Source organism: Aestuariivirga litoralis (assembly GCF_015714715.1).
GTDB lineage: Bacteria > Pseudomonadota > Alphaproteobacteria > Rhizobiales > Aestuariivirgaceae > Aestuariivirga > Aestuariivirga litoralis_A.
In genome coordinates this window covers 427,448-441,678 of record NZ_WAHS01000002.1, presented here as the reverse complement: position 1 = coordinate 441,678, position 14,231 = coordinate 427,448, and the positions used below count along the sequence as shown (strand labels likewise).

Here is a 14,231-nt window from a genome sequence, read left to right as displayed (position 1 = left end):
CCCAAAGAGATGAAAAAATGAAATACATTTCCACACGCGGTGAAGCCCCGAAGCTCAATTTTGAAGGTGCCATGTTGTCTGGCCTGGCACGCGATGGCGGGCTTTACGTTCCTGAGAAATTTCCAAAATTCTCAAAATCTGAAATCAAGGCGCTGCGCGGCAAATCCTATGCCGATGTGGCTTTTGCGGTGTGTTCGCGCTTCACCGAAGGCTCCATTCCTGCAAAGGAATTGAAGCGGATGATCGGCGAGGCTTATGCCACCTTCGATCACAGCGCCACCACGCCGCTGAAGCAGCTCGATGCCAACCAATTCCTGCTGGAGCTTTTCCACGGGCCCACCATCGCCTTCAAGGATGTGGCGATGCAATTGCTGGCGCGGCTGATGGATTGGTCGCTGGCCAAGAACAAGCGCAGAGCGGTGATCGTGGCTGCCACGTCAGGTGATACGGGCGGTGCGGCGGTGGCCGGGTTTGAACACAGCCAGCATGCATCGCTTTTCGTGCTGCATCCCCATGGCCGCGTTTCTGACGTGCAGCGCCGGCAGATGACCACGGTGAAAAGCCCCTCGGTTCACAACATCGCCATTGAAGGCAATTTCGACGATTGCCAGGCCATCGTGAAGGCGCTGTTCAATGACCATGCCTTCCGTGACCGCGTGGGTCTTGCCGGTGTGAACTCGATCAACTGGGGCCGGATCATGGCCCAGATCGTCTATTACTTTTATGCCGCCCTGCAGCTCGGTGCGCCCGACCGCGAAGTGAGCTTCACCGTGCCCACGGGCAATTTCGGCAATATCTTTGCCGGACTGGCGGCCAAGCGCATGGGCCTGCCAATCGAGAAGTTGGTGATCGCCACCAACAGCAATGATATCTTGGACCGCACGCTGAAATCCGGCCGCTATGAAATTACCGGCGTGGTGCCGACCACCAGCCCGTCGATGGACATTCAGCTGTCGAGTAATTTTGAGCGGCTGGTCTATCTGGCCAATGACCGCGACACGGCGGCAGTGCGCGCGGCGATGGCGAGTCTCGCGCAATCGCAGAGCTTCACGTTAAAGTCAGCGGCCTTGAAAGACATTCGCTCAGAGTTTACGTCAGGCGCAGTGAATGAGCGCGAGACTGCGGAAACCATGGCCAAAATGCTGAAGGATACCGGCGAATTGCTTGATCCGCATACGGCGATTGCGGTGCATGTTGCGCTGCAGCAGAAAGTGAAATCACCGATGGTTTCGTTGGCCACTGCGCATCCGGCGAAATTCCCTGATGCGGTCAAGTCAGCAACCGGTCAGACACCGCGTTTACCATACAGGCTTGAGCACTTGATGAGTGCCACGGAAAGTTTCAAGGTGCTCCCCAACAGTGCCGCAGCCGTCAAGGATTTCATCCTGCAGCAGCAGGACAGGCGCTGAGTGGGAGGATCATGACGGTCGAAATCAGCAAGCTGGACAATGGGCTGACCGTCATCACGCAGACGATGCCGCATCTTGAATCGGTGGCTCAAGGCATCTGGGTGAAAGCCGGCGCGCGCGATGAGATGCCGCAAGAAAATGGTGTGGCGCATTTTCTCGAACATATGGCCTTCAAGGGCACGCTGCGCCGCCGCGCCAAGGACATTGCTGAAGAAATTGAAAGTGCCGGCGGCGAAATCAATGCCGCGACCGGCATGGAAAGCACCACTTATTATGCCCGCACTTTGAAGGGCGATTGGCCGCTGGCCATGGATATCCTGGCCGACATTTTCACCGCCTCTACGCTCGATGAAGAAGAGCTGGAGCGTGAGCGCGATGTGATCCTGCAGGAAATCGCCGCCGCCAAGGACCAGCCGGATGATCTGGTGTTTGAGCTGGCGCAATCGGCCTCTTACGGCCAGCACCCGCTGGGCCGCAGCATTCTTGGCACGGAAGAACTCGTGCAGAACATGACACGCGAGCAGATGCTGACCTGGCGCGACCGCAATTACTGGGCGTCGCGCATGGTGGTTTGCGCTGTTGGTAATGTTGACCACACCGAATTCGTCGCTGCAGCGAATGAGCATTATGGCAAGATCCCGCGCGGGCACATGCCGCAGCGCCAGCCGCCGGCCTTTGGCGCCGAGTCCCTCACCGAGCAGAAGCCGCTGGACCAGACGCATCTGGTTCTTTCGTTCCCTGCCCCCAATTACCGTGACCCGCGCATTTATCAGCTGCAGGTTCTGGCCTCGATCCTGGGGGGCGGCATGTCTTCGCGCCTGTTCCAGGAAGTGCGCGAAAAACGCGGGCTGTGCTACAGCGTATTCGCCTTCGGCACGACTTATGAAGATACCGGGCAGCTTGGCGTCTATGCCGCCACCTCGCCGGATCATACGCCGGAACTGATCGATGTGACGGCAGCCGTGATGCATTCGATGATGGATGAAATCACGCCCAAGGAACTCGAGCGCGCCAAGGCGCAGCTGAAAACTTCGATTGTGATGAATCTCGAAAGTGCATCTTCACGCGCTGACCAGATTGCGCGGCAATATCTGGCCTTTGGTGAAGTGCCGGATATCAAGAAATTGATCGCCCGCATCGAAGCGGTGACCGTTGAAGAGGTCTGTGCGCTTGCATCCGACATTTTTGGCGAAACCATTCCTTCGATGAGTGCTGTCGGCCAGCTTTCCTCGCTGGAAAGCCACACGGCTTTGGCGGCACGCTTCAAACGCGTACGGTGAGACGGCTGTTTTCGTTCGCGCGTGAAGAAGAGCAGGTGATCACCGGCAAACGGGTTTTCCTGCGCCCGCCGCGCTTATCCGATCAATCCGAATGGGCCCTCTTGCGGCAGAACAGCCGCGCGCATCTGGAGCGCTGGGAACCCACCTGGTCGCCCGATGAATTCACGCGTTCGGCGTTTCGCTTCCGCCTGCGCGTCTATGCGCAGCGGGCGCAGGATGACCAGAGCTATTCCTTCTTCATTTTCAACCGCGAGACGGGTGCGATGATGGGCGGGCTGACGATCAGCCATGTGCGGCGCGGTGTATCGCAATCGGCGTCGTTGGGTTACTGGATGGGGCTGCCCTTTGCGGGCCAGGGCCTGATGAAGGATGCGCTGCTGGCGGTGGTCCAGGCGGCCTATCCGGTGTTTGGCTTGCACCGGCTGGAGGCAGCCTGCATTCCACATAATCATCGCTCGCGGCAATTGCTGCTCTCTTGCGGCTTTGACCAAGAAGGCTATGCACGTTCTTACGTCAAAATCGCCGGGCGCTGGGAAGATCATCTGCTGTTTGGCCGGGTTGTGGACGGCGCGTGAATGGCGGCCTTTCTCCTTTCCGGCACAAGGCGCGGGCCTGATAATCCGCCGATGATTCGAAGGCTGTTCCTCGCCTCATTAATGGCCGTGCTTCTGGGCCTCATCAGCACCTTGCGGCCTGCTGTGGCGCAGGAGGCTTTGACAGTTAATGACAAAACACTGAGCACCTATATTTCCGACCAGCGGCAGCTTGTCGCCACCGATGGCCCGATGGCGAGCCTGCTGGGCATGCGCGAGAAGGAAGCCGTGGTGGTCAAGGCTGCAGGCGCGGGCCCGCGCCATTACTGGTCGGTGTTTTCCTTCAAGAACAGCAGCGACAAACCGCTGAATTTCGTCATGTCGTTCCAGCCGCAGAATTTCTCTGGCGCTGGTCTGCTCAAGCCCACCATGACGGTGCAGGACGTGTTGAGCGTGGCCAACCTGCATGACGGCTCGGCACTCAATGTGATTGATGCAGGCGCTTTGCAATATACCTATGTAGCCGTGGCGCCAGATGCCGTGACCAGTGTGGGTGTTGAGACCGATGGCCCGGCAATCCGCGCCATTCTTTGGAGGGCGGCGGATTTCGGATCGGCCAATGCAGGGCCATTATTCTTGACCGGGCTGATGCAAGGCATGGCCGTGCTGTCTCTGGTGGGCCTGTTCGGTCTCTACACATTCAATCCGCAGCGGGTGACGCTGGCGGGCGTGTTGTTTGGCTGCAGCCTGCTGCTGTTCGTGGAAGGTGACCTCGGTCTGTTCGGCATGCCGTTGGCTGGCGGGCGGATCAGTGCAGATACTTTGCGCGCCGGCACTGAAACGCTGATGGCAGGTTCGTTGATGCTGTGCGTCATCAGTTTTCATGGCGCGCTGATCCGGCGGCGTGGCGCATTTCTGGCTTTCGGTGGCGCCATCCTCGCTGCGGGCCTTGCCAATCTGGCTTACAGCCTGGTGGAGCCCATGAATGCCAGCGCTGCGGCGCGCGTGGTGTTTGTGGCTGCGGTGATTGCTGGTGGGTTGCTCAGCACGCAGATGAGGCGGCGCAAGGGAAGGCTGGGTTTTGCCTGGTTGTTCTGGCCCGTGCTGACGCTGTGGACGGCATTGGCGATCTACATTGCCGGCTGGGGCAATGCCATTCTCAATGGCCATCTCTGGATGGCGGCGGCCACCTTGCTGTTGCTGCTGGTGCTGGCTCTGGTTCTCATCCGCCATGTCACGGATTCACGCCGCAATGAAACACCGGCTCTGTTCCGCACCGAGTTGCGCAGCCTGGCTTTGGCGGCAGGGCAGCACATCATGTTTGAATGGATGCCTGCGCGGGGCCGCTTGCATGTCGGCCACGAATTGCCGCGCCGCCTGAACCTTGATCCCGCAGCCTGGGACGGCGATGCGCGGCGGCATTTCCACGCCGTGTTGCATCCGTTTGATCTCGCCTCCTATCAGAGCCTGGCGGAACGCAGCGATTTCAAACCGGGCGAAGCAGTTTCAATTGAGCTGCGCATGCGTGGACAGGACGGCGTGTATCACTGGTTTGAATTGCAGGCGCGCGCGGTGCGCGGCGCCAACCAGGGGGCCACGCGGCTGATCGGCACTCTGACTGATATAGACCGGTTGAAAAGTGCCACCGAACAACTGGCGACGGATTCGGTTCAGGATGCGATCACGGGCCTGCCCAACAAGGCGCTGTTCATGGACCGTCTGGAGCGTGTGCTGGGTCAATTGGGTGGCCTGCCGTTCCGGGTGATCATGCTCGACATTGACCGGTTCAAGGCCCTGAATGAGGGCCTGGGCCAGGAGGCCGGCGATAAGATTTTGAAGACGGTGGCTGATCGCATTTCCGGTTTGCTTGAACCAGATGAAAGCTTGGCGCGCCTGAATGGCGGGCAGTTCGTGCTTCATTGCACCGAGAGCCTGGCGCGTGGCGATTTCGCCAGCTTCCTTGCTGGGTTGGAAGAGACGGTCGCCGCACCCATCAAGCATGGATCGCAGGAAGTGGTGATCAGCGCATCGACCGGCGTTTCGGATTCCGGCTCGCATGGCATGGCGGCGCAGGACCTGCTGGATCAATCCATGGTGGCGATGCTGGAAGCGCGCAAGGAAGGCGGCGCGCGCACGGTATTCTACCGCGCGGATCTGACCGATGACCGGGCCAAATTGTTCTCGCTGGAGTCTGATTTGCGCCGCGCCTTGGCGCGCAATGAAATTGAGATTCACTATCAGCCGATTGTTGATCTGCTGACCTTGCAGGTGCGGGGCTTTGAAGCCTTGGCGCGCTGGCGGCATGGCACGCTGGGGCTTCTGCCGCCGGCTGATTTCATGGATATTGCCGAAACATCCGGCCTGATGGCGGAGATCACCCAGTTCATGCTGGCGGGTGCTGCGCGGCAGCTCGGCATCTGGCACCGGGTGCATGTGCGTGGGCAGCCGTTCTTTGTTTCGGTGAATGTGTCGGCCTCGCAGATCATCGATCCGCAATTCGTTGCGCGCGTGCAACAGGTGCTGGAGCGTGAGCAACCGGAACCGGGCAGCCTGAAGATCGAGATCACCGAAACCGTGATCATGCGGCAGCCGGAGCGCAGCGCCAAGGTGTTGCGGCAGCTGCGTAGCTTGGGTCTGGGTCTTGCCTGTGATGATTTCGGCACGGGTTTTTCCAGCCTCGCCTCGCTGCGTGACCTGCCCTTTGATATGCTGAAGATTGACCGCTCCTTCATTGCCGGTGGCGATTTTGAGGAGCGCAATGCCAAGATCATTGGCTCGATCACCGCACTGGCCGCAGGCCTGGGCATGGGAGTTGTTGCGGAGGGGATTGAGACCCAGGCGCAGATCGATGCGTTGGCGGCACTGGGCTGCACTTTGGGGCAGGGCTATCTGCTGGGCATGCCGGAAAATGCCGAGGCGGCAACGTTGTTGTTGAGCCGGCCGGTTTTAAGCGTGGTGCCGCCGGTTGAAGAGGCTGAGCCTGAAATCGAAGAGCCCGTAGTTGAGGAGGAAGAGCCAATTTCGGTCCTGGCAATGCCGTCAGATGTTCCGGCTGCGCCAGAGGTTGAAGCGGTGACTGAGGCGGAAGTGCTGCCACCGGTCATTGAGGTAAAGGATGAGCTGGAGGCAGTTGTTCAGCCTGAGCCAGAAACGCCAAAGCCTGTACGCAAGCGCAAGCCACGGAAGAAGAAGGTTGAGCAGACAGCTTAAGGGCTCTTACTTCTTCGCCAATCCGGCATTCTGCATCATCATCGTGATCAACCTGGGCACATAGCGTTCGCCGAAGCCCAGTGTGTCGGCCAGCACATAAGTTTGATGCACCTGTTCTGCGAGGTAGGACGCCACCGGCATGTTCTCGGTCATGTTGGTGTAGTAGCGCAGATCCTTCCGGGCATTACGGATGGCGAATTTGGCGTGGCTGTCATCATCCGACAAAGGCACATTGATCAACCTCCCGAACATCACTGAAGCGCCGCCGCCGCCCATGATCACTTCACGCAGCGATTCCATGTTCACATTGGCCTTGGCGGCCACGGTGATGGCTTCCGCCGCGATGGCTGCATGGCTGAGCGAGAGGAAATTGTTGATCAGCTTCACCTGATGCGCGGTGCCGACAGCGCCAGTGCGTACGATCAAATCAGAAAAGCATTTCAGCACGGGATCAATCTTGTCGAGGATGGCGGCATCACCACCCACCATCAGGCCCAGCTTTCCGGCCTCGGCTTCCTTGGGCGTGCGGGTCATCGGCGTGTCCACATAATGCATGCCCTTTTCCGCTGCCGCTGCGGCCAGCTTGATTGTCGAATGCGGCTCGGCGGTGGAGCAATCAGCGATGATCAGGCCTTTCTTGGCGTTGGCCAGAAGGCCGCCTTCGCCCAGCATGATTTCTTCGATCTGCGGCGAACCGGTGACGCAGAGGATCAGCATATCTGATGCCTTGACCAGATCGGCCATGCTGGCCGCTTCCTGCGCGCCAAAGGATTTCAAGCTTTCAATGGGTGCGCGGTTCTTGCGGGCCAGAACAGTGAGCGCAAAACCCTTGGTCACGATATTCTTGCCGATGCCATGGCCCATGAGGCCGGGGCCGATAAGGCCCACACTTTTGATGCTCATTGTTCTTCTCCCTGATGTTGATAGAGTAATCCGATGAGCACCCCCTTGCCAACTTCAATCCATGCCGTTTCCAACATGCCCAAGGTTTCCCACGGCATGGGGAGTTACCTTCACGATGTGGAGGGCAAGATTTATATCGACGGTTCGGGCGGCCCGGCCGTCTATGCCATCGGCCATGGCAATGAGGAAGTGAATGCTGCGATCACCGATCAGCTTTCGCGGCTGGCGCATGGCTACAGATTCCAGTTCACCACCGATGCGCTGGAAGAGCTGACCGAAATCATCGCAGCGCGTTGCGGTGGGACGCTCAAGCATATGGTGTTTGTGACCGGCGGGTCCGAGGCGGTGGAAAGCTGCCTGAAACTGGCGCTGCAATATCAAACCGGCATCGGGCAGAAATCACGCCGCAAATTCATCGCGCGTGAACGCAGCTGGCATGGCAACACGCTGGGGGCCTTGTCGGTCTCGGGCTTCCTTGAACGCAAGGCGGCCTTTGAAGGCTCACTTCTTGATGTGATCCGTATTTCTCCGGCGAATGCCTATCGTCCCATCGCTGGCGCCACGCCGGACACGCTGGCCGAAGTTGCGGCGCAGGAATTGGAGCAGGCCATTCTGAAAGCTGGCGCTGACAAAGTGGCGGCTTTCATTTTCGAACCTGTGGTGGGCGCAGCAGGTGGCTGCGTGCCGGCCCCGCCGACTTACGCCAAGCGGGTGCGCGAGATTTGTGACCGGCATGGCGTGGTGATGATCTCCGATGAAGTGATGTGCGGCGCGGGCCGCACCGGCACCTGGCGCGCGCTGGAGAAAGACGGCGTGTGGCCCGACATCATGTCCGTCGCCAAGGGGCTGGCGGCGGGTTATCTGCCACTGGGTGCTGCGATTTATTCCGACAGGATCAGCGAAGGCATCAGCCACGCGCCGCAAACCGGGCATACTTTCACCGGCCACACCGCCTGCTGCGCGGCGGGCGTTGCCGTGCAGAAAATCGTAACGCGCGAAAAGCTGGTGGAGCGCGTGGCGGCGCAGGAAGGCAAGCTGCGGGCGCTGATCGCCGAAGCTGTGAGCGGCATCGAGCATGTGGGCGATATTCGCGGGCGCGGCTATTTCCAGGCGATTGAACTGGTGCAGGACCGCGCCACCAAAACACCGTTTCCAGCCGCGCAGAAAGTATTCATGCAGGTGCGGCAGAAGGCGTTTGAAAACGGGCTGATCTGCTATCCGGTGGGTGGCAATGCCGATGGTGTGAATGGCGATGTGGTGATCATCTCACCGCCTTATAATGCCAGCGACGCAGAACTTTCCGAAATTTGCGACAAGCTGGGCAAATCCGTGCGGCAAGTTCTGGCGGGGCTGTGAGCATGGAGCTGATCGAAGTCCCCGGCGGCCATGGCAAGGCCGTGGCGATCAGGAAGGGGCAGCGCCTCAAGCTGATTAATACATTCGGCGGCCAGACGGTGGATTTCTGGGCGCTGAGCTGGAATGACACCAGCGAGTTCATGTCGGTTGAACATTCGCGCCGGCTTCTGGGCAAACTGTTCCCGCAACAGGGCGATATTCTCCTCACCAACCGCCGCGCGCAGATGCTGTTGATCGAGGAAGACACATCAGGCGCCATCCATGACACGCTGTGCCCGGCTTGCGACAAGTGGATGTACAAATATTACGGCTGCGCGCCTGGGCACCGGAACTGCCGCGACAATTTCATGGAAGCCCTGTTCGAAGCGGGCTTTGACGCGACAGCTGTGCCCAACCCGCTCAACATCTGGATGAATGTTGCAATCACCCATGACAGCGCCATGGAACTGAAGCGGCCAACGACCAAGCCCGGCGATACCATGGTGCTGAAAGCCTTGATGGATTGCATCCTGATCATGTCGGCCTGCCCGATGGATATCACGCCGGTCAATGGCGGCGACGGCACGCCAAGGCCTGTCCACTACACTTTGATTTGACACGAAACCCGTGCTAGCTCTCGCTCCACGTCTCGGTAGCTCAGCAGGATAGAGCACAGGTTTCCTAAACCTGGGGTCAGGGGTTCGAATCCCTTCCGGGACGCCATCCCTTATTTGGTTGTGCGCTGGGCGGCGCGTTGCTCGATGAGGCGCAGCAGGGCCTCAAGGTCACCGCGGTCGATATCGAAAGTTTCATGCATGTCGGCCAGTGCGCCGTCGATGTCTTGGGATGTGAAGCCGAGGCTTGGCGTGGGCGCCTTTACCGGCTTGTGCGGATAGCTGTGCTGCGAGAATTTGTGGAACATAAATCCCAACCCGACCAGAATAATGGAATTGAGCGCCACCGGCACAAACGGAAATACAAAGCCGCCGTCCCTGATCGCAGCGCCGCCGATCACCGCAGTCAGCGCCGCAGCCCCGCCGGGCGGATGCAGCGAGCGGGTGAAGGACATGGCGAGGATCGCCAGGCACACGGCGATGCCGGTGGCGTAAAGCGGATCGGGCACCAGTTGCACGGTGGCGACGCCGACAAGTGCGGAAATGGTATTGCCGCCGATCACCGGCCAGGGCTGGGCCAAGGGGCTGGCGGGCACGGCGAAGACCAGAACGGCTGAAGCGCCAATGGGCGCCACGATCAAGGGCAGCAGAAATCCATGGCCCAGCAAAAAGGCCGAGATTGATCCAGTCACGCAAATCGCCAGCAATGCACCGAAGCAGGCCCAGAGGCGCTCATCCAGCGATGCACCGGCAAGGATGGGGGAGAAGAATTTGAACTGTTTGGGCTCGGCCATGATGTCTCTGCTTTTGAATGCGGGCAGGCATGCCGGATTGTGCGTGGGCATTCAAGGGGCGACGGGCGTAAGTTGACCCTATGGCACTATCTGCTGAACTCGCGCAGTGGCGTTCGGGTGAACGCCAGAGGCTGAAGGCCGAACGGCTTGCTTTGACGGCTGACGCACGGGCAGCCCAGGCGCATGCTTTGGCGCGGCATCTTGATGCGCTGCTTGGCCAGAAATACGGTGATGTTTCAGGCCTCATCGTTTCTGCCTATTGGCCGATCAAGGCTGAATATGACTTGCGCTTCTGGATGCACCGGCTGCATCAGCGGGGCGCTGTCGTGGCGCTGCCAGTGGTCGAGACAGTGAAAGCGCCGCTGGTGTTCAGGCATTGGACGCCAGACACGAAAATGGAAAAGGGCTTCTGGAATATTCCGGTGCCGCCGGCATCGGCGGGGATTGTTTATCCTGAGATTTCACTCGCGCCACTCGTCGGCTGGGACGCTGCTTGCTACCGGCTGGGTTATGGCGGCGGGTATTTTGACCGGACGCTGGCGGCCGCATCGCCCAGACCATTTGTGATCGGCGTGGGTGCGCAATCCGCGCAGATCGCATCCATCCAGCCGCAGCCGCATGACATCAGGCTCGATGCCATCGTCACCGAGCAGGGCGTACAGGTTTTGCGGTAGCGGGCATTTGATGTAGGCTCCGCCGAAAAGGAAAGCCCGCCTTGCTCAAGAATGTCTCCTCCGCGCTCAGCCCCGATCTTTTGTGGTGCCTCGCTTCCATGGGCCATGCTGAAAAGCTGGTTCTGGTGGACCGCAATTTCCCGGCCCATGACGTGGCGCGCCATACCAGCACGGGCAAGCTGATCGAGCTGCCGGGGCTGGATATCCCGCAGGCTACCGAGGCGATCCTTTCAGTGATGCCGCTGGATGATTTTATCGAGCACCCGGTTTCCTGCATGCAGGTGGTGGGCAAGCCAGAGGAAATCCTGCCGATGCAGAGTGAGGTTCATGCGATTGCGAAAGCGGCGGAAGGCCGTGAGGTGGGCATGGAGCGGCTGGAGCGTTTTGCCTTTTACGAGGCGGCGAAGAAAGGCTTCTGCGTGGTGCGCACATCCGAGTTTCGGCCTTACGGCTGTTTCATTTTCACCATGGGTGTGATTTTCGACAAACGTTGATGTAAGGTCCCAGCGAAATCCAGGGAGAGAGATTTGGCATTCCGCTATCACTACGCCTCACGGCTCAATTCATTCCGCAATGGTGATTGGGGCGGCAAGAAGCCGACGACACTTGATCTCATCACGCGCGCTGCGAAGGTGAAGGGGCTGACGGCGGTGGACCTCAACTATCCCGATCATCTGCAGAACCATAAGCCGGCTGAAATCGCCGCTTGCCTCAAGGATAACGGCATCGCGCTCAACGGTTTTGCCATGCGCTATTATACCGAGGTGGGTTTCAAGCTGGGTGCCTTCACGCATCCGGATGCAAAAGTACGGCGTGCCGCGATTGATCTGACCAAGAAGGGCATTGATGAAATGCGCGGGCTTGGCGGTAATCTGATGACGCTGTGGATGGGCAATGATGGGTTCGATTATTCCTTCCAAGCCGATTACGCCGCGCAGTGGCAGCACACGATTGAAGCAATGGTGGAAGTGGCGGACCATGACAAGGCCGTCGATATCAGCATTGAATACAAGCCCAATGAGCCACGCTCCTACGCCTTGATGCCGGATGCCGCGACCACGTTGCTGGCGATCAAGGATATTGCCCGGCCGAATCTGGGCGTGACGCTGGATTTTGCCCATGTGCTTTATGCCGAGGAAATGCCGGCCTTCGCGGCCATGCTGATTGCGCGGCATTCACGGCTGCTGGGCATTCACCTCAATGATGGTTACGGCAAGCGCGATGATGGCTTGATGGTGGGATCGGTGCATCCGCTGCAGACGCTGGAATTGCTGCTGGCTTTGCGCAAGATGGATTACAGCGCCGCGATTTATTTCGACACCTTCCCCGATATCACCAATCTTGATCCGGTGGCGGAATGCGCGGCCAATATCGCCACGGTGGAAGCACTGGCGGCGATTGCCGAGAAGCTTGAAAAGCATAATGGCCTGGCCGAAGCGACGGCGAAGCAGGATGCCGTTGCGGCGCAAGGCATCATCACCCAGATGCTCTATGCGGCGCGTTAGAAGCTGATGGCGGGCGGGTTCGACATTGTCGTGGTGGGCAGCCTGCATCTCGACATTGTGGTGGAAGCGCAAAGCCTGCCGATGATTGATGAGACGGCGCGCGGCTCATCCTGGCGCATGGTGTGCGGCGGCAAGGGTGGCAACCAGGCCTGCATGGCAGCAAGGCTGGGTGCGCGGACGGCGATGATCTCTCAAGTGGGTGCGGATGATTTCGGGCAGCGGCTGCTGACCAATTTGAAAACCTGCGGTGTTGATTCCAGCGCCGTGACCACTGATCCCAAAATAGGCAGCGGCATGAGCGTGGCCATTCTCAATGCTCAGGGTGATTATGGCGCGGTGATTGTGTCGGGCTCGAACCTCACGCTGAGACAAGATCAGGTTTCAGCCGCACTCAGCAAGGTCGGTAAGTTTTCCGTTCTGGTGCTGCAAAATGAAATCGACGAGGCGATCAATATTGAAGCGGCGCGGTTGGCCAAGGCCGCAGGGGCGAAAGTGATCCTCAATGCCGCCCCAGCGCGGGCGCAGCCTGCCGCATTGGCTGCGTTCACGGATGTGCTGGTGGTCAACCGGGTAGAAGCGGCGATGATGTCGGGCCTTGAAGTCAATGATGCCGCCTCGACCATCAAGGCTTTGTCAAAACTCAAAGCGCTTGGGCGCGAAATCGTTATCACTCTGGGTGGCGATGGATTGGTGGTGGCACCGGCGCAAGGCGACCCTGTGATCATTGCACCCATTCCCATTCAGGTTGCATCAACCCATGGCGCGGGTGACTGCTTTATTGGCCAATTGGCACTCGCTCTTGCCCAAAAGCAAAATTTGATTGAAGCTGCCCGCGCCGCAAACCAAACAGCGGCGGCCTATGTCAGCGGCAAGCTGGTCATGGGACCACAAGGAAACGGGTGAGTGAAATGGCGCAAGTCGCAATCAATGCTGTGAAGAAATCCTATGGGTCGCATCAGGTGATCCACGGTGTTTCAATTGATATTCGCGACGGCGAATTCGTCACGCTCGTCGGGCCATCGGGCTGCGGCAAGTCTACGCTTTTGCGGATGATCGCGGGGCTGGAGCCGATCAGCGACGGTGAAATCAGCATCGGCACGCGGGTGGTGAACAATCTGCCGCCAAAAGACCGCGACATCGCGATGGTGTTCCAGACCTATGCGCTTTATCCGCATAAAACTGTGCGCCAGAATATGGGTTTCGCGCTGAAGATGCGCAACGCGCCCAATAGCGAGATCGACACGCGTGTCGGCAAGGCCGCCGACATTCTGGATCTGAAACCCTATCTCGACCGTTATCCGCGCCAGCTTTCGGGCGGGCAGCGCCAGCGCGTGGCGATGGGCCGCGCCATTGTGCGCGACCCGGCGGTGTTTCTGTTTGATGAGCCGCTGTCCAACCTTGATGCGAAACTGCGCGTGCAGATGCGCGCCGAAATCAAGGAGCTTCACCAGCGCCTGAAAACCACCACCGTCTATGTCACGCATGATCAGGTGGAAGCGATGACCATGGCCGACCGCATCGTAGTGATGAATGCCGGTGTCGTTGAACAATCCGGCACGCCGCTGGAGCTTTATGACAAGCCGGCCAATATTTTCGTGGCCAGCTTCATCGGCTCGCCTTCGATGAACCTGTTCAAGGGCAAAATCACCGGCGGAGCTACGCCCCGCTTTGTGACGGATGACGGCGCCGTGCTGCCGCTTGCTTCCGCGCCTGCGGGCTCTGAAGGCAAGGCGGCCATCTATGGCATTCGCCCGGAAAACCTGACCATCGGCAGCGAAGGTTTTGCGATGGACTTGAATGTGGTGGAACCGATGGGTTCGGAAACGCAATTGTTCGGCAAACTGGGCGAGCAGAAATGCGTGGCCCTGTTCCGCGAGCGTTTGAGCCTGAAGCCGGGGACGAAGATTCATTTGATGCCTGACTTGGCCACCGTGCATCTGTTCGATGCTGAAACCGGCAAGCGTTTCTGATCCC

General features: G+C 59.2%; 12 protein-coding genes, 1 tRNA gene and 1 pseudogene. 12 read left to right on the top strand and 2 right to left on the bottom strand.

What is annotated here, in order from left to right:
• The first annotated feature begins 17 nt into the window (after positions 1 to 17).
• Genes thrC through F8B91_RS13870 form a run of 4 tightly spaced genes read left to right on the top strand, consistent with a single transcriptional unit; the run spans position 18 to position 6,432 of the window.
• Entirely contained in the window at positions 18 to 1,409 is a 1,392-nt protein-coding gene (gene thrC, locus F8B91_RS13885; protein ID WP_196504446.1) for a threonine synthase, read from the top strand.
• Positions 1,410 to 1,420: 11 nt separating this feature from the next.
• Positions 1,421 to 2,689, top strand: a complete 1,269-nt coding sequence (locus F8B91_RS13880; RefSeq protein ID WP_196504445.1) for a M16 family metallopeptidase — start codon at positions 1,421 to 1,423, stop codon at positions 2,687 to 2,689.
• A complete protein-coding gene (locus F8B91_RS13875; RefSeq protein ID WP_348641802.1) occupies positions 2,686 to 3,264 on the top strand; it encodes a GNAT family N-acetyltransferase in 579 nt (192 codons plus the stop codon). Before F8B91_RS13880 ends, F8B91_RS13875 begins: the two co-directional genes overlap by 4 nt.
• The gene (locus F8B91_RS13870; RefSeq protein WP_196504444.1) at positions 3,265 to 6,432 is read left to right on the top strand and encodes a putative bifunctional diguanylate cyclase/phosphodiesterase; all 3,168 of its coding nucleotides are present in this window, start codon (positions 3,265 to 3,267) and stop codon (positions 6,430 to 6,432) included.
• Positions 6,433 to 6,438: 6 nt separating this feature from the next.
• Here F8B91_RS13870 and F8B91_RS13865 read toward each other — a convergent pair whose 3' ends face one another.
• Positions 6,439 to 7,335: an NAD(P)-dependent oxidoreductase gene (locus tag F8B91_RS13865; protein WP_196504443.1), complete on the bottom strand. Its 897-nt coding sequence runs from the start codon at positions 7,333 to 7,335 to the stop codon at positions 6,439 to 6,441.
• Positions 7,336 to 7,368: 33 nt separating this feature from the next.
• Between F8B91_RS13865 and F8B91_RS13860 the strand changes: the two genes are divergently transcribed.
• From F8B91_RS13860 to F8B91_RS13850, 3 genes are all read left to right on the top strand, one after another.
• Positions 7,369 to 8,691 (top strand): aspartate aminotransferase family protein, encoded by a 1,323-nt coding sequence (locus F8B91_RS13860; RefSeq protein ID WP_196504442.1) that lies wholly within the window; start codon positions 7,369 to 7,371, stop codon positions 8,689 to 8,691.
• A gap of 2 nt (positions 8,692 to 8,693) precedes the next feature.
• On the top strand, positions 8,694 to 9,287 hold the full coding sequence (locus tag F8B91_RS13855) for a DUF1989 domain-containing protein (protein ID WP_196504441.1): 594 nt from the start codon (positions 8,694 to 8,696) through the stop codon (positions 9,285 to 9,287).
• A gap of 29 nt (positions 9,288 to 9,316) precedes the next feature.
• A tRNA-Arg gene (locus F8B91_RS13850) sits at positions 9,317 to 9,393 on the top strand.
• Positions 9,394 to 9,409: 16 nt separating this feature from the next.
• Here F8B91_RS13850 and F8B91_RS13845 read toward each other — a convergent pair.
• Positions 9,410 to 10,078 (bottom strand): annotated as a pseudogene (locus tag F8B91_RS13845) (HPP family protein); the annotation flags it as partial.
• 80 nt (positions 10,079 to 10,158) lie between these two features.
• On the opposite strand from F8B91_RS13845, the gene F8B91_RS13840 reads away from it, so the two are divergent.
• From F8B91_RS13840 to F8B91_RS13820, 5 genes are read left to right on the top strand one after another with little or no spacing between them, the layout of a single operon-like run.
• Positions 10,159 to 10,752: a 5-formyltetrahydrofolate cyclo-ligase gene (locus F8B91_RS13840; protein ID WP_196504439.1), complete on the top strand. Its 594-nt coding sequence runs from the start codon at positions 10,159 to 10,161 to the stop codon at positions 10,750 to 10,752.
• A gap of 41 nt (positions 10,753 to 10,793) precedes the next feature.
• Positions 10,794 to 11,246 (top strand): RbsD/FucU family protein, encoded by a 453-nt coding sequence (locus F8B91_RS13835; RefSeq protein WP_196504438.1) that lies wholly within the window; start codon positions 10,794 to 10,796, stop codon positions 11,244 to 11,246.
• A gap of 33 nt (positions 11,247 to 11,279) precedes the next feature.
• Positions 11,280 to 12,257 carry a sugar phosphate isomerase/epimerase family protein gene (locus F8B91_RS13830; RefSeq protein WP_196504437.1) on the top strand — a complete coding sequence of 326 codons (978 nt, stop codon included), beginning with the start codon at positions 11,280 to 11,282 and terminating at the stop codon, positions 12,255 to 12,257.
• A gap of 6 nt (positions 12,258 to 12,263) precedes the next feature.
• On the top strand, positions 12,264 to 13,160 hold the full coding sequence (locus F8B91_RS13825; protein ID WP_196504436.1) for a PfkB family carbohydrate kinase: 897 nt from the start codon (positions 12,264 to 12,266) through the stop codon (positions 13,158 to 13,160).
• A 5-nt stretch (positions 13,161 to 13,165) separates the two neighbouring features.
• Entirely contained in the window at positions 13,166 to 14,227 is a 1,062-nt protein-coding gene (locus tag F8B91_RS13820) for an ABC transporter ATP-binding protein (RefSeq protein WP_196504435.1), read from the top strand.
• Positions 14,228 to 14,231 lie beyond the last annotated feature (4 nt).

Bases quoted from the DNA above. Each gene is read 5' to 3' on its own strand.
- F8B91_RS13865 (WP_196504443.1), bottom strand. From the start codon at position 7,335: ATGAGCATCAAAAGTGTGGGCCTTATCGGCCCCGGCCTCATGGGCCAT.
- F8B91_RS13860 (WP_196504442.1), top strand. From the start codon at position 7,369: ATGAGCACCCCCTTGCCAACTTCAATCCATGCCGTTTCCAACATGCCC.
- F8B91_RS13855 (WP_196504441.1), top strand. From the start codon at position 8,694: ATGGAGCTGATCGAAGTCCCCGGCGGCCATGGCAAGGCCGTGGCGATC.
- F8B91_RS13820 (WP_196504435.1), top strand. From the start codon at position 13,166: ATGGCGCAAGTCGCAATCAATGCTGTGAAGAAATCCTATGGGTCGCAT.
- thrC (WP_196504446.1), top strand. From the start codon at position 18: ATGAAATACATTTCCACACGCGGTGAAGCCCCGAAGCTCAATTTTGAA.
- F8B91_RS13840 (WP_196504439.1), top strand. From the start codon at position 10,159: ATGGCACTATCTGCTGAACTCGCGCAGTGGCGTTCGGGTGAACGCCAG.
- F8B91_RS13870 (WP_196504444.1), top strand. From the start codon at position 3,265: ATGGCGGCCTTTCTCCTTTCCGGCACAAGGCGCGGGCCTGATAATCCG.
- F8B91_RS13825 (WP_196504436.1), top strand. From the start codon at position 12,264: ATGGCGGGCGGGTTCGACATTGTCGTGGTGGGCAGCCTGCATCTCGAC.
- F8B91_RS13880 (WP_196504445.1), top strand. From the start codon at position 1,421: ATGACGGTCGAAATCAGCAAGCTGGACAATGGGCTGACCGTCATCACG.